This is a genomic window from Stenotrophomonas sp. STEN046 (assembly GCF_056759755.1).
Map to the genome: position 1 here is coordinate 1 of NZ_JBRRDR010000028.1, position 24,610 is coordinate 24,610.

Consider the following 24,610-nt stretch of genomic DNA (forward strand, 5'->3'; position numbering starts at 1 on the left):
CGCCCGGCGCCCCCCCCCCCCCCCCGCCCCCGCGGCCGGGCCCCCCGCGGGCGCCACCCCCCCCCCCCCCCCCGCCCGCGCGGGGGGGCCCCCCCCCCCGCCGCCCCCACTACCGGGGCATGTTCGCAGCGGTGGGCGAGGGGGCCTGAATCGGGGACAATAGCGTCCCCGCCGCCCCACGCCCGCTCCTAATGACCGATTCCGCCCCCCAGCTTCCCGCCCGCATCCTCGATGGCCGCCGTATCGCCGAGGAGCTGCTTGACGGCCTGAAGGTGCGGGTGGACGCCCGTGTCGCCGCCGGTGGCAGCCGCCCGGGCCTGGCCGTGGTGCTGGTGGGGGGCGACCCGGCCTCGACCGTGTACGTGCGCAACAAGCGCCGCGCCGCCGAAAAGGTCGGCATCGAGGCCTACGACTACGATCTGCCGGCCGGTACCACCGAGGCGCAGCTGCTCGACCTGATCGACCAGCTCAATGCCGACCCCAAGATCAACGGCATCCTGATCCAGCTGCCGCTGCCGGGCATCCCCGACGCGCGCCGGCTGATCCAGCGCATCGACCCGCGCAAGGACGTGGACGGCTTCCACCCGGAAAACGTCGGCCACCTGGCCCTGCGCGAGTTCGGCCTGCGCCCGTGCACCCCGCGCGGCATCACCACGCTGCTGGGCCACACCGACCAGCCGGTGCGCGGCCGCAACGCCACCATCGTCGGCGTGAGCAACCACGTGGGCCGGCCGATGGGCCTGGAGCTGCTGATTGCCGGCTGCACCGTGACCAGCTGCCACAAGTTCACCCCCAAGGACGTGCTGGAACAGGCCGTGCGCAACGCCGACATCCTGGTGGTGGCGGTGGGCCGTCCGGACATCGTGCCGGGTGAGTGGGTGAAGCCGGGTGCGGTGGTGATCGATGTGGGCATCAACCGGCTGGAGGACGGTCGGTTGGTGGGCGATGTCGGGTTTGAAGCGGCCGCGCAGCGGGCGAGCTGGATCACCCCGGTGCCGGGTGGCGTGGGCCCGATGACCGTGGCCACGTTGATGCAGAACACGTTGGAAGCGGCGGAAGCCCTGAGCTGATCCGCTGTTGGTGAGATCTGCTGTTGGTGGGTGCCGACCGTTGGTCGGCACAATGCCAGAGGGCTGGGGCTCCTGCTGGTGCACTGGTGTCTGAGAGAGAGTGCGGACCAACGGTCCGCACCCACCACAGGCAGGCCGACGACCGGCTGTTGGTAGGTGCCAACCTTGGTTGGCACGATCCGTCCGGCGCTGGACCCCAGATGGGGTGAAGGCCTCTCCCTGTTTGTGCCAACCAAGGTTGGCACCTACCAAAGGCGGTGCGTTTGGGTGCCCTGAGCGGATCACCGCTGGCGCGACACTGTGTCGCGCAGAAATTCAATTCTGGCTGCCAAAAATGCTGTTCTTGGCTCCAGAAACAGGGTAAAATGTCGCGCTTCCCCACATCTCGGGTATGCCGATGCTGCGCATCCAGGCTGAAGCTCTCACCTACGACGACGTCTCGCTCGTCCCCGCTCATTCGACCATCCTGCCCAAGGACGTCAACCTCGAAACGCGGTTGACCCGTGACCTGAAGCTCAAGCTTCCGATCCTGTCCGCGGCCATGGATACCGTCACCGAAGCACGCCTGGCCATCGCCATGGCACAGCTGGGCGGCATGGGCATCATCCACAAGAACCTGAGCGTGGAGCAGCAGGCTGCGGAAGTGGCCAAGGTCAAGAAGTTCGAGGCCGGCGTCATCCGCGACCCGATCACCGTTGGCCCGGAAACCACCATCCGCGACGTGCTGGCCCTGACCCAGGCGCACAACATCTCCGGCGTGCCGGTGGTGGGTGGCGACGGCCTGCTGGCCGGCATCGTGACCCACCGCGACATGCGCTTCGAGACCGAGCTGGACGATCCGGTCCGCCACATCATGACCAAGAAGGATCGCCTGATCACGGTCAAGGAAGGCGCCGCCAGCGATGAAGTGCTGCAGCTGCTGCACCGCAACCGCATCGAAAAGGTGCTGGTGGTCAACGATGATTTCGCCCTGCGTGGCCTGATCACCGTCAAGGACATCCAGAAGAACACCGACTTCCCGAACGCTGCCAAGGATGTGTCGACCCGCCTGCTGGTGGGCGCTGCCGTTGGCGTGGGTGGCGATACCGATCGCCGCGTGGAAGCGCTGGTCGCTGCCGGCGTGGACGTGATCGTGGTCGACACCGCGCACGGCCATTCGCAGGGCGTGCTGGACCGCGTGGCCTGGGTGAAGAAGAACTTCCCGCACGTGCAGGTCATCGGCGGCAACATCTGCACCGGTGAAGCTGCACTGGCACTGCTGGACAGCGGCGCGGACGCCGTGAAGGTCGGCATTGGCCCGGGCTCGATCTGCACCACCCGCGTGGTTGCCGGCGTGGGCGTGCCGCAGGTCACCGCGATCGACCTGGTGGCCGAAGCGCTGCAGGACCGCATTCCGCTGATCGCCGACGGTGGCATCCGTTATTCGGGTGACATCGGCAAGGCGCTGGCCGCCGGTGCTTCCACCATCATGATCGGTGGCCTGCTGGCCGGTACCGAGGAATCGCCGGGCGAAACCGAGCTGTTCCAGGGCCGTTCGTACAAGAGCTACCGTGGCATGGGCTCGCTGGCCGCGATGGAAAAGGGGTCGAAGGACCGCTACTTCCAGGATTCTTCCAGCGCCGACAAGCTGGTGCCCGAGGGCATCGAAGGCCGCGTGCCGTATCGCGGCCCGGTGGGCGGCATCATCCACCAGCTGATGGGCGGCCTGCGCGCCACCATGGGCTATGTGGGCTGCGCGACCGTCGATGACATGCGCAGCAAGCCCAAGTTCGTGAAGATCAGCGGCGCCGGCCAGCGTGAGAGCCACGTCCACGACGTGCAGATCACCAAAGAGCCGCCGAACTACCGCGCCTGATGCGACTCCGCACCGTCCTTGCGGTCACGAGCAGCCTGCTGATGGCAGGCTGCTCGTTGTCCGAACCGCCGCCGCGCTCCGGGTCTCCGGGCGCGGCGGTTTCGCAATTGCAGGACGTGCAGGCGTGTTCAACGGCATTTTCGCTGCCCGCCGGATGGCGCGTGCAGCCGCTGGGCGAGGAGCAATGGATGCTGCACGGCACCGGCGCGCGCCCGCTGCAGGTAACACTGCAGTGCCGGACGCTTTCGCTCGATGGGCCTGCCGACCCGGTGCTGGAGCCCGTGCTGGGCCCGCTGGATACGGCGGCCATGAATGCCAAGCGCATCTACTGGGGCACGCCCACCGAGCCGCGCCATCAGGCAGTGGCAATCGAACGACGCTGGATGGAAGGCTCGGAAGTGCAGGAAGCGGTCGAGCTGCCACGCATGGTCGAAGATCCGGCCGGTGCGCCGCACGCGCTGCTGATGCTGCGCTGGGACGAGGCAGATGCCTCACATATTCAACAACGCGAGGCACTCATCGCCTCGTTGACGCACAGCCTTGAAGCTTCAGGCGCAGCGAAGAACACCACTGGAACGGCACCATGACCAACATCCATAACGACAAGATCCTCATCCTCGATTTCGGCGCGCAGTACACGCAGCTGATTGCCCGCCGCATCCGCGAGCTGGGCGTCTACTGCGAAATCTGGGCGTGGGACCACAACCCGGCCGAGATCGCCGCGTTCGGCGCCAAGGGCATCATCCTGTCCGGCGGCCCGGAATCGACCACGCTGCCGGGCGCCCCGGCCGCACCGCAGGAAGTGTTCGACAGCGGCCTGCCGATCTTCGGCATCTGCTACGGCATGCAGACCCTGGCCGCGCAGCTGGGCGGTGCCACCGAAGCCGCTGACCAGCGCGAATTCGGCCACGCCGAAGTGAACGTGATCCACCCCGATGCACTGTTCAAGGGCCTGAGCGACCACGGCGGCGAGCCGAAGTTGAATGTCTGGATGAGCCACGGCGACCACGTCTCCGTTGCACCGCCGGGCTTCACCATCACCGCCAGCACCGACCGCATTCCGGTGGCCGCCATGGCCAACGAAGAAAAGCGCTGGTACGGCGTGCAGTTCCACCCGGAAGTGACCCACACCCTGCAGGGCCAGGCGCTGCTGCGCCGCTTCGTGGTGGACGTGTGCGGTTGCGAAACCCTGTGGACCGCCGCCAACATCATCGACGACCAGATCGCCCGTGTGCGCGAACAGGTGGGCGATGACGAAGTCATCCTGGGCCTGTCCGGCGGTGTGGATTCGTCGGTTGTGGCTGCGCTGCTGCACAAGGCCATCGGCGACAAGCTGACCTGCGTGTTTGTGGATACCGGCCTGCTGCGCTGGCAGGAAGGCGACCAGGTGATGGCGATGTTTGCCGAGCACATGGGCGTGAAGGTGATCCGCGTGAATGCAGCGGACCGCTATTTCAGCAAGCTGGAAGGCGTGAGCGACCCGGAAGCCAAGCGCAAGATCATCGGCAACCTGTTCGTTGAGATCTTCGACGAGGAGTCGAACAAGCTGAAGAACGCCAAGTGGCTGGCGCAAGGCACCATCTACCCGGACGTGATCGAGTCGGCCGGCAGCAAGACCGGCAAGGCGCATGTGATCAAGAGCCACCACAACGTGGGCGGCCTGCCGGAGCACATGAAGCTGGGCCTGGTGGAGCCGCTGCGCGAGCTGTTCAAGGACGAAGTGCGCCGCCTGGGCGTTGAGCTCGGCCTGCCGCGCAGCATGGTCTACCGCCATCCGTTCCCGGGCCCGGGCCTGGGCGTGCGCATTCTGGGCGAAGTGAAGCGCGAATACGCCGAACTGCTGGCCAAGGCCGATGCCATCTTCATCGATGAGCTGCGCAAGGCGGACCTGTACGACAAGACCAGCCAGGCGTTTGCTGTGTTCCTGCCGGTGAAGTCGGTGGGCGTGGTGGGTGACGCGCGGGCTTATGAGTGGGTGATTGCGCTGCGGGCGGTGGAGACGATCGACTTCATGACCGCGCATTGGGCGCATCTGCCGTATGAGTTCCTGGGGACGGTGAGCAACCGGATCATCAATGAGTTGCGGGGGGTGTCGCGGGTGGTCTATGACATCTCGGGGAAGCCGCCGGCGACTATTGAGTGGGAATGAGTTGAGAGAACGAGGGCGCCGAAAGGCGCCCTTTTTTCTGCTCAGGAGCTTTCCTGTAAGTTCATTTTGAAGCAGCTTTGGCGGTCTGGGCTCGAGGTGCTATGCGAGGCAGGCCTTCTGGCGCAAGCTTCATAACGGTAACCTGAGATCTTAGAAGGCACGATGGCGGAGGTTCCGCCAAGCGAGGTCTCTCGTTGATTTCCGCCTTAGGCGGCAGGACGCCGTACGCTCGAGGCCGGTGACCCGCCACCGAAAAATCGGGCTATTGTAAAGTCGAGACTTGGTCCTGCGTGGCCCCCGGATCACGAGGAATCAGGCGAGGAAAAAGCCCTGTTCTACGGAGGAGCAGATTGCCTACACGCTCAAGCAAGTTGAGCTGGGAGCGGCGGTCGGTAGCTTGAGAAACCTGTCGCCAACGTTCGACCGCGATCGCGCCACAAGGCGAAGGCCAAGGGGGGGCATGCTGCCGTGACTAGTTGTTGTAGTTCCCTTTGGTCGAGATGAGCTTTTGACGAAGCTCTTCAATCCTGGACTTTCGTTGCCCGCACAGCTCTTCAAGGGTGTATTCGTAGATTTCGAAAGCATCCAGCAGCGCTTCGCGCTGGACGGTCTCGCCGTGAGAGCCGAGATTTCCGATCATCCGCAGGGCGGTCAGAGATGGGGCATGCTCAGAGTTTAGCTGATCGTAGATTTCAATTCTTCCATTCAAATCCAATCGCTTTGTCTTCCCATTCTTTGTGCTTTCCCGCGGAACCTCAAGGAAGTCCAGCAGAAATTCGACGCTGGCACGAAGTCGGTTGGCAGCAGCGCTCGTATCGACCCAGTAGAGAGACGAAGCTAGGCAAACATTCTCTCTTACCGCTGGCGGCGCCTGCTTCGGGATGGAGATGAGCAAGGGTGCTGGATACATCGCACGCGGGCGAAGATGGGCGATATAGACCCAGCCTTCATCTTCTTCGTCGTAGACCTCGGACAACGAGGTGTCTCCCGACACAACCATAATCTCGCCACAATTGGCGTTATCGCAAGTCAAATTGAGACTGAATCGCTCAGTATCCCAGTCCGGCTCCCAGTTCTGATCGTTTCGTCCCTTCTTTGAGTAGGCTGGCTCAACGACATCTAAGCTCTCGGGATCCAGTTTGGCATTGCCTGACGCGCAGCGGGGGCAGGGAATGCTGGGGAAGTGCTTTCTGTCATAAAAGCCAGACCACAATTCGCGATTGAACGCCATGGTGTCTTTCCTGATGTTTGATGTTTCGTATTCACTACGGCTGCAAGAAGCGGCAGGCTCTGCAACATTGCTGGAGTTTGTATAGCCACTCGACTTGCCGGCTCGAACGGGCACTCAGCCAGAGCGGCCGTCTAAGTGCTGATCTTGGATGGCCATTTGCAGGCAGGCAGGCTTGCGCCGCGTCGAAGCTGGTCCCCGGTGGCGGGCCAGGCAGAACCGTTACTTCTTTGATGCCATGCGCTGGTAGAGCTTGTAAACCCCGAACATCGCGGCACCGCCCGCAATTGGCGCGGCTGCAACCACGCCCAGTCCAGCAAGCATGCCACCGCCCACAATGCCACCGACGGTTGCCAGGCCGGAGGTCACGGCGGCTGCGCCGGCCGTTCCAGCCGCTGCACCGCTGGTTACGCCGAGGATCGCAGAGGTTGCGCCAGCGACGGCTCCGCCGCCGGTAGAAATCGCGACACCTGCAGCCGATGAACTCTTCTTCCTTGCCATACATTTCCCTGTTGGTCTTGAAGTGTGGACAGAATCATCGCCTGAGCGTCGACCTCTGTCCATATGCGCCATTTTGTCGCCATTCCGTCAATTTAATGACGTCGACTACAGTTTCTGTGACTGAGCTCGGAAGTACCCCTGGCGCATTCCAGGAATCGACTTATGCATAGGTGAACCTAATCACGAATTGGGGGTGCACCTTGAAACGCATCGCTCTGGCCCTTGCATTGGCGTTGCCCGCTCCGGCTGGGGGCCGCTTCGGTGGGCGAGGGGGCGGATGGCCAGACGGTTCAGGCCAACGCCAACTGGACCACCCAGGCAGGGTGGGCTCAGATCAGCGCGAGCACGGGCCCAGCCACACTTGGGCTTCCGGCCCTACGGCCGATGCCGTCCACCTGGACCGACAGGGCGTGACGGTCCTGGGGGGACTCCTTCGCCGTGCTGGACGTGCCCGGCTAGGCCGGGGTGCCAGTGGGGCTTGGCAGGCAAGACCAACGCCCAGGGCCGCCTGGTGGTAGGCGAGCTGACCCCTATGGTGCTCAACGAGGCCCAAGTGGGTGATCGGGTCTTGCGGCTGGGCGCTGAGTGGCCGAGATCGAGCAAACCACCAACGCTGGCCGCCAAGCCGGCATGCGCCTGACCTTCCTCGTCTTGACCGAGACCGCACGAACCTTCCGCTTTACCGGCCCGTGAGGCAGGAGCGGTGGCCAAGACAACGAACGAGGCTACCCAGTTGGGCTACGAATGGGGCTCTGCCTGGAGCAGCCGCGCCCCGGGAAGGCGGTGGAGGTGGAAGGGAGCTGCAAGGTCGTGTTTCCCAGTGATCGGGGTTCTGCGCAAACGGTGGCCGAGGTGGCTTGCCACTGATGGGTTGACCCTTTGGAAACAAAGGCTTGCCATGTCGAAGGTGCGGCGAAAGTGGCCCTCTACCATGGGGCTGAAGGATACTTGGGATCTGTCTTTTGAGAGTTGCCGGATGTCATTGCTTCAACGCCACGTGGACTGCTTCCACCCTCCCTTCCCTTGCCCCTGTCACGACGGGGCATCGTCGCGGATCCTGGCCGTATGAACGCAGTGGAAATCGAAGAGGCCATTTACGAGCTGGCCCAGGTTCCCTTTGATTCGGCAGAGTTCCCCTTCCAGTTCTTGGGGGCGTTTGGCAACAACGAGGTCACCCTCAAGCGCCTGAGAAAAGTTGGATCCGGCGGAACGAATCTTTCTGACGTTCCAGGGGCTGTTCTTCAACGCAATCACATTCACCTGGCAGTGTGCGAGCAAGGGCGGGTGCGTGAGACGTTCGAAGCGTTGAAAGCCAGCGCCAAGAACTCGACGTATCGGATCAAGCTCGTCCTTGCCACCGACGGTGAATCCCTTGAGGCGGAGTATCTGGCCACAGGGGAGCCTTTGGCATGCCCCTATGTCGAGCTGGCCGAGCACTTCGGCTATTTCCTGCCCTTTGCTGGAATAACCACAGTTCAGGAGATCAAAGAAAACCCGATTGATGTCCGGGCGACGGGCCGTCTGAACAAGCTTTACGTGGAGCTGCTGACCCACAACCCTGATTGGGACACCGACGAGCGGCGATCGGACATGAACCACTTCATGGCCCGACTGATCTTCTGTTTCTTCGCCGAGGACACAGACATTTTCCATGGCGATAGCTTGTTCACGCGCACCGTGGACCGGATGTCGGCTCCTGACGGATCAAACACAGACGCCGTGCTCGGAACGCTGTTCACGGCGATGAACTTGAAATCCGATGATCGTCCCAGCGCGGGCCTTCATGGTTGGGCGCTGGCATTTCCCTATGTCAATGGCGGGTTGTTCTCAGGCAGCACAGAAGTTCCGCGGTTCACCAGGGCTGCGCGCTCCTATCTGCTTCGGATTGGTGAACTGAACTGGCGCCAGATCAACCCAGACATCTTTGGGTCCATGATTCAGGCTGTGGCCGACAAGGAGGAGCGAGGATCGTTGGGCATGCACTACACCAGTGTGCCCAACATTCTGAAGGTGCTGAACCCGCTCTTCTTGGATGACCTGAGGTCGCATCTGGAATCTGCGGAGGACAACAAGACCAAGCTACTCAACCTGCGCAAGCGGATGGCGCACATCCGTGTTTTCGATCCGGCGTGCGGGTCCGGCAATTTCCTGGTTATCGCCTACAAGGAAATGCGCAAGATTGAGGCGGAGATTAACCGGCGGCGCGGCGAGGAGGATCGGAAGTCCGAGATTCCGATCAACAATTTCCGTGGCATTGAACTCAACGACTTCCCCGCCGAGATTGCCCGGCTGGCGCTCATCATTGCCGAGTTTCAGTGCGACGTGCTTTACCGCGGGCAGCAGCAGGCGTTGGCTACTGTCCTTCCGCTCGACAGCAAGAACTGGATCACCTGCGGCAACGCCTTGCGTATCGACTGGCTCTCCGTTTGCCCGCCGACAGGAACCGAGGTCAACCTCCAGGGCGACGACTTGTTCACTGCTCCCGCCGATCAGTCCGAAATTGACTTCGAAAACGAGGGGGGAGAGACCTACATTTGCGGAAATCCTCCCTACAAAGGAGGGACTGAGCAGGACGATCAACAGAAGGCGGACATGAAGGCGCTGTTCGGGAATGTCACCGACAGCTTCAAGTCCTTGGATTACGTTTCGGGCTGGTTCTACAAGTTTGCCCGCTACGCTCGTGCCACCCAAGCTTCTTGTGCTTTCGTAAGCACGAGCTCCATCACTCAAGGCGAGCAGGTCGCCCGGCTCTGGCCACTGTTGCTTGCAGAGGGCTTGCGGATCCGTTTCGCCTATACGCCATTCAAGTGGCGAAACCTGGCTGCGAAGAATGCAGGCGTGACAGTCATCATCATCGGCTTGAGCGAAAGGGACACAAGCAACCCCTTGCTCTTCCAGTCGGACGACAACGACACTATCACCAAGCGTGAGGTGGCGAACATCAATGCTTACCTCATACCATTTCGAGACATCTACGTTCCCGCTCTTTCCAAACCGTTGTGCCCCATTGGTGAAATTATCAATGGCAGCAAGCCGGCGGACGGCGGTCATTTGTTGATGAAGGCAGATGGCGCGAGGGCTTTGGTCCAGGCAGAGCCAAAGACCGCGCGTTACGTGCGTCAATTCCTCGGTGCAAACGACACCATTCAAGGCAACTTGCGCTATTGCCTTTGGATCACGCCTGAAGAGGCGGAGCAGGCCATGGCCCTGGCTCCCATCAAGGCCCGCACCGATCAAGTGGTGGAGATGCGTAAGAAGAGCGGCAAGGCGCTCACCAAGGCAGGAGCCGCTACTCCCTATGCCTTCCAGCAGGTGCGCCAGACGGGCGAGGAGACGGTTATTTTGGTTCCGCGGCATTCTTCGGAAACCCGCCCCTATTTGCCTGTAAGCCTGTTCCCACGTGGGGCCATCGTCGCCGATGGGGCATTTGCCATGCTTGATGCGGAGCTGTGGTCCTTTGCCTTGCTCGCATCCAAGATGCATCTGGTGTGGGTCGCAGCAGTCTGTGGTCGCATCAAGACGGACTACCGGTATTCCAGCACGCTGGGTTGGAACACTTTCCCCGTGCCGGTATTGACGGAGCAGAACAGGTTCGACTTGGAGGGCTGCGCGAAAGACATCTTGCTGGTGCGGGAGGCGCGTTACCCCGCCACGCTTGCGGACCTCTACGAACCGGATGACATGCCGGACGACCTCCGGCAGGCCCACGAGCGCAACGACGAGGTGCTGGAGCGGATCTACATCGGTCGCCGGTTCCGCAACGACACGGAGCGCCTCGAAAAACTGTTCGATCTTTATACCAAGTTGACGGCCACGCCGGCCAAGCCCAAGAAGGGGGGAAGGGCGACATGACCATGGAGACCAATCCGACCAATCGGCACACCGTGCCATCCGTATCCATCACGGCCGCTCGCACCGGGGAGTCGAACAAGGTCAACGCGCTGGGCATGCGGCCCATGCAGGAGCGAGCCTACGCCAAGCGGGGCGAGCAGTTTCTGCTCATCAAGTCGCCACCGGCCTCGGGTAAATCGCGAGCCCTGATGTTCATTGCGTTGGACAAGCTGGAGAACCAAGGGCTCAAGCAGGCCCTCATCGTGGTGCCCGAACGCTCGATCGGGGGCAGCTTTGCCGACGAAGAGCTGAGCAAGCACGGGTTCTGGAGCGATTGGGTGGTTCGGCCACAGTGGAACTTGTGCAACGCACCTGGCGAAGACAACGGGAAGGTTGCCAAGTCCAAGATCAAGGCCGTTGGCGAGTTTCTGTCCAGCGATGACCGGGTGCTGGTGTGCACGCATGCCACTTTCCGCTTCGCGGTGGACGAGTTCGGTATCGAGGCCTTCGACAACCGTTTGATCGCCATCGATGAGTTCCATCACGTCAGCAGCAATCCGGACAACAAGCTGGGCAGTCAGCTGGGTCAGCTCATCGCGCATGGACAGGTCCACGTGGTGGCGATGACCGGTTCCTACTTCCGTGGAGACACCGTGGCGGTGCTCTCCCCCTCGGACGAGGCGCGCTTTGAAACGGTGACCTACACCTACTACGAGCAGCTCAACGGCTACACCTACCTCAAGTCCTTGGACATCGGCTATTTCTTCTACACCGGCCGCTACCTGGACGCGATCATGAAGGTGCTGGATGCTGGCCTGAAAACCATCGTCCACATCCCCAACGTCAATGCTCGGGAGAGCCTCAAGGACAAGCACCGCGAGGTCGAGGAAATCATGTCCCGCTTGGGCACTTGGAAGGGATTGGACCCGGCCACAGGGTTCCATCAGGTCGAGCTGGCCGACGGACGCGTGCTCAAGGTTGCCGACCTGGTGGACGACACCGACGCTGCACAGCGCACCAAGGTCCTGTCGGCGCTCAAGGATCCGGCGCACAAGGATGACCGAGACCATGTTGACATCATCATTGCCTTAGGGATGGCCAAGGAAGGGTTCGACTGGATTTGGTGCGAACACGCGCTGACCATCGGCTACCGCAGCAGCTTGACCGAAATTGTTCAGATCATCGGCCGCGCCACCCGCGATGCACCCGGCAAGGAGCGTTCCCGCTTCACCAACCTCATCGCCGAACCCGCTGCCGACGAGGCCGTGGTCGTGGACGCCGTCAACGACACCCTGAAGGCCATCGCGGCCAGCTTGCTCATGGAGCAGGTGCTGGCCCCGCGGTTCGAGTTCACGCCCAAGAACGCCGGCAAGATGGACGGCTTTGACTACGGCGAGGACGGCTACCAAGAGGGGGGGCACAACGTGGGCGTTAATCCGACCACGGGCCAAGTTCACGTGGAGATTGGGGGGCTGGCCATGCCAACCTCGCCCGAAGCGGCGCGCATCTGCCGCGAGGATTTGAACGAGGTGATCACCACTTTCATTCAAGACAAGACGGCGGTGGAACGTGGGCTGTTCGACAAGGAGAACACCCTGCCCGAAGACCTGACCCAGGTTCAGCTCGGCAAGATCGTGCGTGACCGATACCCGGACCTGACCACGGAAGACCAGGAGGCCATCCGTCAGCACGCCATCGCTGCGCTCAACGTGACCCAACAGGCCAAGCAGCGACTGGCAGAAGACGATGCCCAGGGGGAGCAGGGCAACACCTCACTCATCGACGGGGTGCGAAAGTTCGTCAACGTGCGGGACTTGAACATTGACCTCATCGACCGGATCAACCCGTTCGATACCGCCTACGCGGTGTTGGCCAAGGCCATGGATGAGAAGATTCTCCGTCAGGTCCAGGCCAGCATTTCAGCCAAGCGCGTGGCTCTTCCTTACGACGAAGCCAAGGCGTTGGCCCTGCGAGCCCGCGCGTTCATGGCAGAAAAGCAGCGAGCCCCCGACATCAACTCGCCAGACCCGTGGGAGCGCAAAATGGCCGAAGGCGTGGTGGCCTTGGCCAAGCACGTCCAGCAACGCAAGGCGGCCGAGGCCCGAGGCGGCGATCATGGCTGATTGGGACGAAGACGAGGCCTTGTTGGCCGAACTGGGGCAAGATCTGGCCCCGATCAAGGCCGCTGCGCGAACGCCCCAGGAAGAACGGCTGATCGCAGGTTTCGAAGAAATCCTGCGGTTCGTGGAGGAGAATGGGCGTGCTCCGCAGCATGGGGAGGAGCGCGACATCTTTGAGCGCCTTTTCGCCGTGCGCCTGGACCGTCTGCGGTCGCTTACCGATGCACATCCGTTGCTCATGCCCTTGGACACGCACGGATTGCTCCAAGAAGCCCCCACCCTTGCTGCCACCGAGCAAGGTGAATCGGTGAACGATGACGCCCTGTTGGCCGACTTGGGTGTGAGCGAAGGAGGAGCCGAGGACGACATCACCCAGCTGCGTCACGTTCGGTCCTATGAAGAACGCAAGACCTTGGAAGACATCGCCAGCCGCACGCCTTGTGCAGACTTTGAACGCTTTGCGCCGCTCTTTGAGCGCGTGGAGGGGGATCTCAAGTCGGGGCTCCGGAGGACCTTGCGGTTTGGCCGCGACGCCAGCGTGGAGAAGGGCAATTTCTTCATTCTCGGCGGGCAGATGGCATACGTCGCCGAGGTGGGCGAGCCGGTGCGAACGCCCAACGGCGAATCCAACGCCAGGCTGCGGGTGATCTATTCCAACGGCACCGAGAGTGATTTGCTTGAGCGCTCCTTGCAGCGGGCCCTCTACAAGGACGACACCGGCCGACGCATCACCGACGACGATTACGGTCCTCTGTTTGGGGATGCTTTGGAAACGGACGACGTGGTGAACGGCACCATCTATGTGCTGCGGAGCCTCTCTCGCAATTCATACGTCCAGAAGAATCAGCAACTGATCCACAAGATCGGCGTTACCGGGGGTAAGGTCGAGACCAGGATTGCTAACGCGGAGAGGGAGTCGACCTATATGTTGGCAAAGGTGGAGGTCATCGCCACCTACAAGCTCGCCAACATTAACCCCATTCGCCTTGAGAACATCTTTCATCGCATCTTCCAGCCTGCGCGTCTTGAGCTAACGCTCCGAGATCGGATGGGAGTTCCCGTGAAGCCGCGGGAGTGGTTCTTGATTCCGCTTCCTGTGATTGACGAGGCAGTCAAGCGCATCCAAGACGGGAGCATCACCGACTACGTCTATGACCCCGCCCAGGCCATGCTGGTTCGCCGGAGCTGATCGTGCTGACGAACCCTCTCGATGAACAGGTGTTGGAGCGGTGCTTGGGCGCCGCTTACGTGCTGCTCCAAGAGAGTGGGCATGCCGACGCGGCCGATCTTCTTCGCACCTCCACCGCATCTATCCAGCACGATACCTCTGACAACTGGAACGGGGGCACGAATTACTGGAACGTCCTACTGGAGGTTCCGGCGCCGGAGTTTGCGCGCTTGCGTCCCAAGCTCAAGGACGTTTGCGAACAGATCACCGAGGCATTGACGGAAGCCATTCCCTCGAATGGCCACGACGTCTTCGCCGCCCGGTTGATTCCCATCGTTGGCCAGAACGAAGATTGGCGCTCCTCCTCTCCAGTTGTCATTCCCCGTGCCGTTCGCCGGAACATCTTCGATGGGCTTCGATTGGAGCAGGTGAACGTGTTCGGCGCGTTGGACGACACCGAGTTCCTGAGCCGCATCTACGAGCTTCGTCGGTTGCCATCCACTGATTCGCGCTACAAGGACGCGGCTGGAGACATCTACCAGCACCGGGTCAATAATTTCGACTGGGACGATTACTGGATCTTCGACGACGACCGATTCCCGTTGCTCGATGGTCCGGCCGATACCTTCCTAAGGTTCCTGGCAGAAATGGTCCACCCGGTGGTGAGGCCTGACCGGGAGGAGGCCGCCACCATCGTTGAGCACCTCAACGACCAATTGCGGCAAGCGGGTTGGCACCTGGTCGAAGTCGAGCGGATCGCAGGACGGGCGCGGTACGAACCACGCCCGTTGACCTCCAACGATCACCGATCCTTTGAGAGGGGAAGGTCTGCGGCCGATTCCTTGGACGCCGGCGCAATCGCCAAGCAGATACAGCGCATGGAGTACGCGGTCGAGAAAGATCCCGAGCTGGCCATCGGCAGCGCCAAGGAGCTGGTGGAGTCTTGCTGTAAGACCATCCTGGGCAAGATGGGGGTGGAGATAGGCAAGAGCGATGACATGAACGACTTGGCCAAAAAACTGGCCAAGAGCTTGGACCTGGTGCCCGAAGGGATCGATGACCAAGCCAAGGGGGCCGAGTGCATCAAACGCATCCTGAGCAACCTGAACCAGATCGCCGGTAACCTGGCCAACCTTCGCCGCCTCTACGGCACCGGCCATGGCAAAGACGGCAAGCACCGTGGGCTACAGCCCCGGCATGCACGCTTGGCGGTGGCGTCTGCCGTGGCGTTTGTGGACTTCGTCACCGAGACCTACCGGGATCGCACGCAAGCACGGCCGGCCAAATCGGAGGTTGATGGGTGACAACTCAATCGGCAAGGAAGCCGAAGTCGGCGCAGCCTTCGGGCAAGAAGGGTCCTGTTGAGCATTCCTCCAAAAAGCGGGTGTCAAAGGAGGGGCAGCGCAACGGACCGATTGTTCTGACCTCAGCCCAAGAGAGGTTCTTGGAAACGATTATCGTCGAGGGGATGACACGCATGCGGTGGTCCCGGACCTACGCGGAGCGCCGTGCGCGCATTTTTCTCCGCAAGGCCAATTCACCGTCGAAACTGCGCATGGTGGCTGCCAAGCTTGGCATGCTCGATGAAGCGCCGCCTACTCTGCAACCGAAGCCGCTTGAGAAGAAGGTGCCGGGGAAGACAAAGCTTCGCAAGAATGGGTTCAAGCCCTCGACCAAAATGACCAAGGCTGAGATGGCCAAGCTGCCGCCCGTTGATGCCAGGCCACCGCCAAAGACGGCGCTGCAACGTCTAGAGCGTGCGCTGGGTCCGGATGATGGGAGGCGGCGGCGAGGAGGCAGCCCCGTGGTGCAAGGCGGCAGTCCGGGGCTGGGAAGGCGCCGATGAACGCTACCTTCAACCAAATTCTCATCGTGGACTCCCTCCCGGAAGGCCAGCTCAACACCGCGGCCCGCCTGTTTGCGGATGCCCAGGACTGGGCGCGGGTGATCGGCGACGTTCCTCACATCGCCAGCGTTCGTATTCCTTCCAGCGGTGCTTTTCTCGATTTGTTGGCCCAACTCGCTCATCAAGCATCCAGGGAGCCATACGTGCCGTTGCTTCACATCGAGTGCCACGGTGGAGAGGGCGGGCTGGAGTTCGCTGACGGGTCTTGGTTGACGTGGGACGACATGAAGCCGGCGTTGGTTAGGCTCAACGTGGCCACGCGCTTGAACCTCATCACGGTGGTGGCCGCATGCCATGGGGGCGCCATCGCCAGTTTTGTTCGTGCCGAGCATCGGGCGCCGTTCTGGGCATTCTTGGCCCCGAAGCGGCAGATATCGGCCGGGGATTTGGAGACGGCACTATCGGCCTTCTATCAGGCCCTCCTGATGACCCGGTCGTCGGAGCGGGCCATGGGCGCCCTTCGCGCAACGCGTGCAGGGAACGAGTTTTGGCAGCTGAGCGCGCAGACCATCTACCGCTTGATTGTCGAAGGCTATGCAGAACGACACCTTACGGATGAGGCAGTGCAGCTTCGTGCTGAAGCTCTACGGGCCAGCGCAGCGGAACAGGGCGCCCATTGGACGCAGGAACAAGTCGAAGCCATGATTCGCGATCCAGGAATCTTTGAAAGGTTTCGAATGGAATTTTTCATGATCGACCTGTATCCGGAACATGCCGAGCGTTTCCCGCCGCTTGCAATCTAGTTTTGCTCCGTGGTCGCTGTTGGCTTGAATCTCATTAGCACGCCCGTGCAACACGCAGCTTCACGTCTATGGCGCCACCAAAGCCAACTGCCACCGCGATTCTCTCACCATCGGGCGGTCACGGGAAGGGGGCTTCCTATACCTGCTGTCAGACGCTCGATCAAACAAAATCGAATCAAGGAGCGTTGCCGCCGCCTCCTACACCGTGCTCCTGTGCACCTGAGGCATGCGGTGGGGGGCGGTGTGAGAAAATATTTTCGTACTTGGGGCAATAATCCGAATGCACACGTCGGCAGTAGGTAGAAATCATGCATTTGTGCGCTGGCAGGAGCGGATTTCTCTTTCATTGGTTGGGAGGGTTTCAGAAGTAGCACGACGTGGCTAGGGCCCAGAAATCGGATTGAGTTCTACAGCCAGGATCGAATCTACACATGCTGAAATGGAAATTAAGACTGCTGATGTCGCTCAGGCCTGACCTCCCGACAAGCCCACTCAGCCAATCCCCGGCAAGCCAGAAACAGCCCATCCACAACCCCCTCGTCCAAATGCCGCTCCGGCTCCGCTGCCACCCGGCAGCGGTCTGCCGAGTGCAGCACCTCCAGCACCGTCAGCAACCCCACCAACGCGCGCTCGGTTCTTGCCAGGCTCACGCGGCGGCCGGGTGATACGTCGTTCTCGGGCCAGGGCAGCCCATCAGCCCCTTCGCAGCCGCGCATGCGCTTGAGGATGCCCAGGAAGGCGTTTAGGTCGGGCAGTGGGGTGTCGTCGTTGATGGGCTCAACAACGGTGTACGAAGAGAAGGTGTTGGATTCGTTCATGGCGTCGGTTTCCTTGGCTGTGCTTAACAGCGCCACCGCGTAAGCGGGGTGGCGGACGATGCGTGGCTGCAAACCGGGATGAGATAGCACCATAGACCGGTGGGCCCGAAGACCCCCACGCACCGCCCGCCATAGAGGCCGGCGGATTGCCCGCCGGCACCGGTTAAGGACGGTGCCGACGGGCAAGCGCAAACAACTGGTGCTTTTCTCATCGCGGGTTTGCAGACCCGTTGCCACCCGTTGTCGGTGGCGCGCCATGGTGTTTACGCCGTCGCTTCGAATGCAAATTGAATTTCGCGAAGAAATCGCGGAATCCGGGAGCGAAGAACTATTGTTGCACGCACCATTCGTGCAGCACGCGACGCCGCAAGACGCATTCGCGCACTCGCTCTGCCGAATCCGAATCGAATCGTCGCAATCGCCCATGCCACAAGCGAATTACGCGACGGACTTCTTTGCAACAGTTCTTAGTCCGCACCGGATCGCATCGGCGCTCGATCAACCTGGAAGACCGAAAACTGGTTCAAACCCGACACCGCCAGCGAGCATCGCAACCCTCAACCAACGCCGTCCCCAACGAGCGTTACGCGAGAATCGGCGATCAACTGGCTGCTGCCTCCGGAAACAGATGCTCAGCCATGAAATCAACGAATGCCCGGACCCTGGGCAACAGTTGCCGATTGGACGGCCACAACAGCCAGAAGGAACTGGACGCACCGGTCCATTCGTCCAGCACCGTCACCAGCTCTCCGCTATCCAGTGCCGGCCTGACCGCGAAATCCGGCAGGTAGGCAATGCCGTGACCCTCGATGGCCATGTGCCGCAGGGTCTCCAGGTGATTGCTTGTCATGCTCGCCGCAGGGCGCAGGTCTGCGTCCTCGTCGCCACGCTGCAGCTGCCATTTTTCCAGCAGGCCGGTGCTTGGCATGCGATGCAGCAGGCACGCGTGCCGGGCGATGTCTTCGGGTCGTTCGGGCGTGCCGTGCCGCTCGAAATAGCGTGGCGCCCCCACGCAGACAAAGCGGCTGATCCCCAGCCGCCTGCTCAACAGGCGGGAATCGCTCAGATCCCCCGTGCGCACCACCGCATCGAAACCTTCGTCCACCAGGTCCACCAGCCGGTCGCTGAAATCCAGGTCGAGTTCGATCTGCGGGTAGCAGCTGGCAAAGGCTGACAACACCGGCCACATCAAACCGCTGACCAGCGGCAGGCTCACCCGCAGCCGGCCATGCGGGGCTGCCTTGGTGCTGACCAGTTCGTTCTCGGCCGCCGCGATCTCGGAAAGGATGCGCTGGCAACGGTCGAGGAACAGCGCGCCTTCCGCGGTGATGCTGACGCTGCGGGTGCTGCGCTGGAACAGGCGCACGCCCAGCTTCTGCTCCAGCCGTGCCACGCCCTTGCTGACTGCCGATGCGGAGATGCCCAACCGCTGTCCCGCTGCGGCGAAGCTGCGCAGCTCAGCCACCTGCACAAAGAGGGTCATGCCGCTGTGGCTATCCATTTCAACGTTCGATTGCTGACAGATCGGTCATGTTAATCATGATCTGCGCGCTGTTTTTCCATGAAAGGTTCGTTCTTATCATCAATTATTCACTGGGAACGCCGGACTACTTGATGAGCACTACTACCGCATCTGCGGCGGACGCGAGGGTTCGCAAGACCCCGCTGATCGTGACCGGCTGCCTGACCGCTGCGGTCATTCCGCTGAGCATCGCCAGCCCGGCCGTCGCCGTACCCTCGATCAACCAGGCCCTCGGCGGCAGCGCGGTCGAGCTGACCTGGATCATCAACGCGTACATCCTGACCTACGGCAGTGCGACACTGGCCGCAGGCAGCCTGGCCGATACTTATGGGCGCAAGCGGGTCTGGTTGTCGGGCATGTTGCTGTTCGCGGTGATAACGGCTGCCATTCCGTTGATGCCGTCGGTATTCTGGGTGGATATCCTGCGGCTCATGCAGGGCCTGGGGGCGGCAGCGGCCTTTGCGGGCGCGATGGCGGCGCTGACACAGGAGTTCGACGGGCACGCCCGCACGCGCGTCTTCAGCCTGATCGGTACGACATTCGGCGCTGGCGCGGCATTCGGCCCCTTCCTGGCCGGGCTGCTGATTGACACTCTGGGGTGGCAATGGGTGTTCTTTCTGCCGGCGCTGATCGCGTTGTTGGGATCGGCACTCATTGCGGCATTCGCCCGCGAGACACGCGACCCGGGCGCCACGGGGCTGGATTGGCCCGGCGCCATCAGCTTCACCGCCGGACTGGCGGTGCTGACCTACGGCATCATTCTTGGCCCCGAGCGGGGCTGGCGCCATGCATCGGTGCTGGCGTGCCTGATAAGCGCGGTGGTGTTGCTGGCCGCCTTCGTCATCATCGAACGGCGCCAGGCAAAGCCCATGCTCGACCTTTCGCTGTTTGCCAATGCACGGTTTGTTGGCGTGCAGGTGCTGGCGATTGCGCCGGCCTACGCGTACATCGTGCTGCTGGTGATGCTTCCCGCCCGATTCATCGGGGTGGAAGGGCACAGCGCACTGGCCGCCGGGCAGATGATGATTGCGCTGTCTGCGCCGTTGCTGGTGGTGCCCTTCATTGCCGGCGTGCTGGCGCGCTGGATCAACGTTGGCGTGCTGTCTGGCATTGGTTTGGCCATTGCGGCAAGCGGACTGGCGGGGTTGGGTTTGACGCTGTCCGGTGATGCGCAGAGCGCGCGTCTGCTGGCGATGCTGGTGATCGGCATTGGCATCGGCCTGCCCTGGGGGTTGATGGATGGCCTGGCCGTGAGCGTTGTTGCCAGGGAACGCGCGGGCATGGCGGCCGGCATCTTCAATGCGGTGCGCCTGGCTGGCGACGGCATGGCCTTAGCCGTGGTGGGGGCCATGATGTCTGCCAACATTCTGTCTGGACTGATGGCTTCGGTGCCGAATGGCGGGCCGGGGGGAACGGCCAATGCCGACCTGGTTGCAGCATCAAACCGGTTGGCGATGAGTGACCTGCAGAATGCCCTGGTGCAATTGCCGACGGCTGGGCGGTCGCTGCTATTGGATGTATATGAGGGCGCATTCCGATTTCAGCTTCTTGTGCTGGCGGGGGCTGCGGCAGCGACGGCGGTGCTGGTGTTTGTGCTGTTGGGCAAGGTGAAAGGGCGTGCGTAATAGCAGCCTCAATCAACGCGATCCTCAACCCCCGCCGCATTGCCCACCAGCAACTCAATCATCGCCCGCGCCGCCGCCGACTGCCGCCGATGCGGCGCATAGATCACCGAGAACGGCCGCGAGCGCCCCCGCAACTGCGGCAGCACTTCCACCAGCTGCCCGCGCTGCAATCGCTCGCGCACGATGAACTCATAGCTCTGGCAGATGCCGATGCCCTGTTCGGCCAGCGACACAACGCCCAGCACATCGTCGGATGTCTCGATGGACGAACGCGGCAGCCAGTCCACATCGCGCGCGCCGTCGCGGAAGATCCAAGGCGCCAGCCGCCCGGTGCGTGGCATCACGAAGGGCAGGCACAGGTGCTGCTGCAGATCGTCCAGCGTCTGCGGCGTGCCGCGGCGTTGCAGGTAGTCCGGCGCGGCCACCAGCAGCAGCGGCGCGTCTTCCAGTTTGCGCGCCACCAGCCCGCTGTCCGGCAGCTGGCCCAGGCGGATGGCCAGGTCGAAGCCTTCGGCCACCAGGTCCACGTTGCGGTTGGTGATGTTCAGTTCCACCTGCACCTGCGGGTACTGCTGCGCAAAGCGCGCCAGCACGGGTGGTAGCCGGTAGTGGCCATAGGTGGTGGGCACGCTCAGGCGCACGCGGCCGGCCAGCGCACCGTCCTGGGCTAGTACGTCGCGCTCGGCGTCGTCCAGCAGGCCGAAGGCGGTACGCACCTGTTCCCGGTAGAGCCGCCCAGCGTCGGTCAGGCCCACGCGGCGGGTGGTCCGCTGCAGCAGCTGCCGGCCCAGCCGCGCTTCCAGGCGGGTGACCGCGCGGCTCAGCACCGAGGGCGTGGTGGACAGCGCCACTGCGCCGGCCGTGAACGAGCCGTGCTCGACCACTGCCAGGAACACCTCCACATCGCCCAGGTAGTCGAACTTGCGGCTCATTTGGCTCTCCGGGGAACAGATGTTTTGCGATGGGGCCAATTTATCGCCGCTGGGGCGATGAATAAAGTGGCCGCCATTCCCCGATAGGAGCTACCCCATGAACCTGATGACCCGGCTGGCCGCAGCGCTGGCCCTGACTCTGGCCACCAGCGGCGCACATGCCGCCAACGTGCTGGTGGTGCTGTCCGACGAAAACCACCTGGACCTGAAGGACGGCAAGGTGCTGTCCACCGGCTTCTATCTCAACGAGCTGATGCAGCCGGTCAAGCTGCTGCTGGATGCGGGCCACGAGGTGACCTTCGCCACGCCGCAGGGGCGGGCGCCGACGGTGGACGCGTCCTCGGTGACGGCGGCGTACTTCAGCAACGATGCTGCGCAGCTGACGCTGCACAAGGACCTGCTGGAGAAGCTGGCGCTGACCTCGCCGACGGCCTCGCCGGTGGTCAGCCTGGCGCGCATCGAGCAGCAGGGCTACGCGCGTTTCGATGCGGTCTACATTCCCGGTGGCCACGCGCCGATGCAGGACCTGCTGAAGAGCCCCGCGCTGGGCCGGCTGCTGGCCGACTTCCACCAGCGCAATAAGACCACGGCGCTGGTCTGCCATGGGCCGATCGCGCTGCTGTCCGCGCTGCCGGATGCGGCGGGTTTCGTGGCGAAGCTGGACGCGGGTGCGATGCCGGCCACGCCGAAGTGGATTTACAGCGGCTACCAGATGACGGTGATCAGCAACCAGGAAGAAGAGCAGGCCAAGCCGCTGCTGGGCGGCGGTGAGATGAAGTTCTACCCGCAGACCGCGCTGCAGCGGGCGGGTGCGAAGTTCAGCAGCAATGCCACGCCGTGGACCGGGCATGTGGTGGTGGATCGCGAGCTGATTACCGGGCAGAACCCGGCTTCGGCGCTGGAGGTGGGGCAGCGGTTGGTGGAGCGGTTGAAGTAAGTTGGTTCTTGCAGCGCATGTCTTTCTGGCGCTCAATCTTGCCCGGTACGTACAGTCTGCTCATCGATCGCGGAAACCAACAGGCTGCCGCGATCGATCACTCGCCTAGTTCATGTGACGCATCGCCGATGTCGTCTGTTCTTGCTGCTGTGTCTGGTCCTGAGTCAACTTAAGATGGTTGGACTGTCGAACTTCTTCAGCGTGTTGAAGGTTCTGCGCTGCTGGCTGCTGAGAAGCAACCTTTCCATCCACATGCGAGTGGAACTGCGGTCCCGCGTCACCGAACGGGGCATAGACCGCAAACACGTTATGCGCTCCATCCTTACCCACGCCGCCTGTCACTTGGTCAAGTTGTCGAATCGTGGGGTTCTCTAGCTGCTCCCGGAAAAGCGCAGCTGACACATTGCGGCTCTCAACCTCATTCCAGTTGCCGGTGGCTTTCACCCAGTCGTGGATCTTCCTGTAGTCCTGATGATCTGGATGGGCAACATTGTCGACCAGCATTGGCTGCGCAGCAGGGACCTCTGAGCTGATTGCAGGCGATTGCGCGTGCGGTGTACCAATCTGCCTGATCTCAACCGGCACGCTTTTGCCGGCGGAAGTGTCCATCAGGCCGAAGACTCTGCCCGGGCCTCCAAGCGGAACGCCTGCTCGCTCAATTTCGGCAGCGGAGCTACCCAGCGCATCCATGTTCAACCCCAACTGGGGAACGGACTGACTGGATACCTGTGAGCGATTCTGTAGCAACTCAGCACCTGTCGATACGACATAGGTCAGGTAATAAGCGTTGTAGTCCGAGGAGCCCGATTGCCCCAACGTGCTCCCTGACTTGTCGAACTGGCACGCCGCTACCGCTTGCACCGCTGGACTGGATGCGGCTCCCTCGGTCCTTTGCATGAAGTGGGCGTCGAACTGAATCCCCTGAGCAGCCCTACCGTCGGTCACACACGGGGTGGTCGGGTCCAGGCGCAACAACACGTCCCCCAGCTCCGCATGAGGCGTGGTATGCGCGACTCTGCTTGCCAGTGCGTTCATGCCTGTCAGCTCGGCAAAGCCCTCGTTACGACGCGACGCGGCGATGAACGTTGCGGCCGTGGCGGTAGCGTCAACCGTAGGATCTCCATACTCCGCTGCCTGCTTGATCGCCTGATCCAGCTCGTATGAGAGCCGATAAGCACTGAGCTCTGTCGATCGCGCCATCATGGCGTGGCCTGTTTCGTGACCGAGAATCGACGTGAGCTGGTCGATTCGTTCGGTGCGTCGTGGACGATCCAGGATGTTGGCATTGACGCTGATACTGCGCAGCTTGGCGTCGTAGTGACCACCCTCGTTGGAAGGCGGATCGAATGTGATTTTCCTCAGTGAATCTGCTTCGATGGCCTTGACCAACAGATCAGAAAGGAATGGAGACGATTCAATCGCCTCGCGCAGATCCCGGGTCGACGCAGGTGTCAACGAAGCCTGCTGGCGCGTCTCTTCAATCATCCGCTCAATGCGGGGATCAATCATCGCTTGGCTCCAACTCGAGCATGACAGTCCTTGCGCAGGTTGGTGCATCACGACGATCTACGGAAACAGCCACATAGAGTGTCAGTGATGATTCGACGGGTTTGTAGAACGTGATCCGGTCATCATCCCCGAACGTGGGCACATACATCTTGAACCCGTCAGCTAGCAGCGGAACTTTCAGTGCATCAAAGCTCAGGCAAGCGTCCGGTGGCTCCAGCGACAATTGCACGGAGTTGCCTGCGGAAGAGGTTGATCGCTTCCAGATTGCCCACGTATAGGTTCCGTTGCCGGCTGTCCCCGTGATGCCTCGCCGACGTCCATCGGCGTCATTGGGCAGTGCGACGCCAAGCGCCTTCTGCACGCGGCCCGGCTCTGCGTCCGCGTAGCTGCGTAGGGTGCGAGCCAATGTGTGGATCTGGTCAACCAAGGCAGAAGCACTGAACGACGGTCCAGCCTTCATCGCGGGATATCCGGTCCACTTCAGTCGCGGCTGTGCCTCGCCGGGAATCGCGGCGTCGGCAATTGCAGCGGCCTTGTCCTGTTCACGTTGGATATCAGTCGATGCTACGTCCTGCACGGCCTTCTCCTGATTGGCTTTTGAGGGCTGAGCACACGCCGAAAGCCCCAGCACCAGTAGCCCGGTCAACAGGGACAGGGGCATTCGTCGTCCTTTTCGATACCGGTCCATCACCTTCT

The 24,610-nt window shown here is 62.1% G+C and carries 19 protein-coding genes; 12 read left to right on the forward strand and 7 right to left on the reverse strand.

All coding sequences use genetic code 11. The features are described from left to right. Window positions 1-191: 191 nt before the first annotated feature. From folD to guaA, 4 genes are all read left to right on the forward strand, one after another. Window positions 192-1,070 (forward strand): bifunctional methylenetetrahydrofolate dehydrogenase/methenyltetrahydrofolate cyclohydrolase FolD, encoded by an 879-nt coding sequence (folD, locus tag ACVOLJ_RS13525; RefSeq protein ID WP_475279643.1) that lies wholly within the window; start codon window positions 192-194, stop codon window positions 1,068-1,070. Window positions 1,071-1,467: 397 nt separating this feature from the next. Further along, a complete protein-coding gene (guaB, locus tag ACVOLJ_RS13530; protein WP_475279644.1) occupies window positions 1,468-2,925 on the forward strand; it encodes an IMP dehydrogenase in 1,458 nt (485 codons plus the stop codon). Further along, window positions 2,925-3,512, forward strand: coding sequence for a hypothetical protein (locus ACVOLJ_RS13535; RefSeq protein WP_481564329.1), 588 nt, complete (start codon window positions 2,925-2,927; stop codon window positions 3,510-3,512). Before guaB ends, ACVOLJ_RS13535 begins: the two co-directional genes overlap by 1 nt. Beyond that, window positions 3,509-5,074: a glutamine-hydrolyzing GMP synthase gene (gene guaA, locus ACVOLJ_RS13540; RefSeq protein ID WP_481564330.1), complete on the forward strand. Its 1,566-nt coding sequence runs from the start codon at window positions 3,509-3,511 to the stop codon at window positions 5,072-5,074. Before ACVOLJ_RS13535 ends, guaA begins: the two co-directional genes overlap by 4 nt. 472 nt (window positions 5,075-5,546) lie before the next feature. Here the strand turns inward: guaA and ACVOLJ_RS13545 are convergent, their stop codons facing one another. Together ACVOLJ_RS13545 and ACVOLJ_RS13550 are read right to left on the reverse strand one after the other, a co-directional pair. After that, a complete protein-coding gene (locus ACVOLJ_RS13545) occupies window positions 5,547-6,305 on the reverse strand; it encodes a DUF4145 domain-containing protein (RefSeq protein ID WP_481564331.1) in 759 nt (252 codons plus the stop codon). 219 nt (window positions 6,306-6,524) lie between these two features. After that, entirely contained in the window at window positions 6,525-6,803 is a 279-nt protein-coding gene (locus tag ACVOLJ_RS13550; RefSeq protein WP_481564332.1) for a hypothetical protein, read from the reverse strand. A 1,065-nt stretch (window positions 6,804-7,868) separates the two neighbouring features. Here ACVOLJ_RS13550 and ACVOLJ_RS13555 point away from each other — a divergent pair. The 6 genes from ACVOLJ_RS13555 (at window position 7,869) to ACVOLJ_RS13580 (ending at window position 16,571) form a co-directional block, all read left to right on the forward strand. Continuing rightward, the gene (locus ACVOLJ_RS13555; RefSeq protein ID WP_481564333.1) at window positions 7,869-10,655 is read left to right on the forward strand and encodes a class I SAM-dependent DNA methyltransferase; all 2,787 of its coding nucleotides are present in this window, start codon (window positions 7,869-7,871) and stop codon (window positions 10,653-10,655) included. Continuing rightward, window positions 10,652-12,757: a DEAD/DEAH box helicase gene (locus ACVOLJ_RS13560; RefSeq protein ID WP_481564334.1), complete on the forward strand. Its 2,106-nt coding sequence runs from the start codon at window positions 10,652-10,654 to the stop codon at window positions 12,755-12,757. The genes ACVOLJ_RS13555 and ACVOLJ_RS13560 overlap by 4 nt, the downstream gene beginning before the upstream one ends. Next, entirely contained in the window at window positions 12,750-13,943 is a 1,194-nt protein-coding gene (locus ACVOLJ_RS13565; protein ID WP_481564335.1) for a GIY-YIG nuclease family protein, read from the forward strand. The genes ACVOLJ_RS13560 and ACVOLJ_RS13565 overlap by 8 nt, the downstream gene beginning before the upstream one ends. A 2-nt stretch (window positions 13,944-13,945) precedes the next feature. Beyond that, window positions 13,946-15,226, forward strand: coding sequence for an abortive infection family protein (locus ACVOLJ_RS13570; protein WP_481564336.1), 1,281 nt, complete (start codon window positions 13,946-13,948; stop codon window positions 15,224-15,226). Between the two features lie 140 nt (window positions 15,227-15,366). Continuing rightward, window positions 15,367-15,768, forward strand: coding sequence for a hypothetical protein (locus ACVOLJ_RS13575; RefSeq protein WP_481564337.1), 402 nt, complete (start codon window positions 15,367-15,369; stop codon window positions 15,766-15,768). After that, complete coding sequence (locus tag ACVOLJ_RS13580) at window positions 15,765-16,571, forward strand: hypothetical protein (protein ID WP_481564338.1); 807 nt, start codon at window positions 15,765-15,767, stop codon at window positions 16,569-16,571. The genes ACVOLJ_RS13575 and ACVOLJ_RS13580 overlap by 4 nt, the downstream gene beginning before the upstream one ends. Window positions 16,572-17,017: 446 nt before the next feature. Here the strand turns inward: ACVOLJ_RS13580 and ACVOLJ_RS13585 are convergent, their stop codons facing one another. Both ACVOLJ_RS13585 and ACVOLJ_RS13590 read right to left on the reverse strand, forming a co-directional pair. Continuing rightward, complete coding sequence (locus ACVOLJ_RS13585; protein ID WP_481564339.1) at window positions 17,018-17,389, reverse strand: hypothetical protein; 372 nt, start codon at window positions 17,387-17,389, stop codon at window positions 17,018-17,020. A 601-nt stretch (window positions 17,390-17,990) separates the two neighbouring features. After that, window positions 17,991-18,872 carry a LysR family transcriptional regulator gene (locus tag ACVOLJ_RS13590; RefSeq protein WP_481564340.1) on the reverse strand — a complete coding sequence of 294 codons (882 nt, stop codon included), beginning with the start codon at window positions 18,870-18,872 and terminating at the stop codon, window positions 17,991-17,993. A gap of 47 nt (window positions 18,873-18,919) precedes the next feature. On the opposite strand from ACVOLJ_RS13590, the gene ACVOLJ_RS13595 reads away from it, so the two are divergent. Next, window positions 18,920-20,536 (forward strand): MFS transporter, encoded by a 1,617-nt coding sequence (locus tag ACVOLJ_RS13595; RefSeq protein ID WP_481564341.1) that lies wholly within the window; start codon window positions 18,920-18,922, stop codon window positions 20,534-20,536. A gap of 8 nt (window positions 20,537-20,544) precedes the next feature. Here the strand turns inward: ACVOLJ_RS13595 and ACVOLJ_RS13600 are convergent, their stop codons facing one another. After that, entirely contained in the window at window positions 20,545-21,468 is a 924-nt protein-coding gene (locus ACVOLJ_RS13600; protein ID WP_481564342.1) for a LysR family transcriptional regulator, read from the reverse strand. A 97-nt stretch (window positions 21,469-21,565) separates the two neighbouring features. Between ACVOLJ_RS13600 and ACVOLJ_RS13605 the strand changes: the two genes are divergently transcribed. Then, entirely contained in the window at window positions 21,566-22,405 is an 840-nt protein-coding gene (locus ACVOLJ_RS13605; protein ID WP_481564343.1) for a type 1 glutamine amidotransferase domain-containing protein, read from the forward strand. Between the two features lie 105 nt (window positions 22,406-22,510). On the opposite strand, the gene ACVOLJ_RS13610 is transcribed toward ACVOLJ_RS13605, so the two are convergent. Continuing rightward, a complete protein-coding gene (locus ACVOLJ_RS13610; protein WP_481564344.1) occupies window positions 22,511-23,914 on the reverse strand; it encodes a hypothetical protein in 1,404 nt (467 codons plus the stop codon). Next, a complete protein-coding gene (locus tag ACVOLJ_RS13615; RefSeq protein ID WP_481564345.1) occupies window positions 23,907-24,575 on the reverse strand; it encodes a hypothetical protein in 669 nt (222 codons plus the stop codon). Before ACVOLJ_RS13615 ends, ACVOLJ_RS13610 begins: the two co-directional genes overlap by 8 nt. Between the last annotated feature and the right edge of the window lie 35 nt (window positions 24,576-24,610).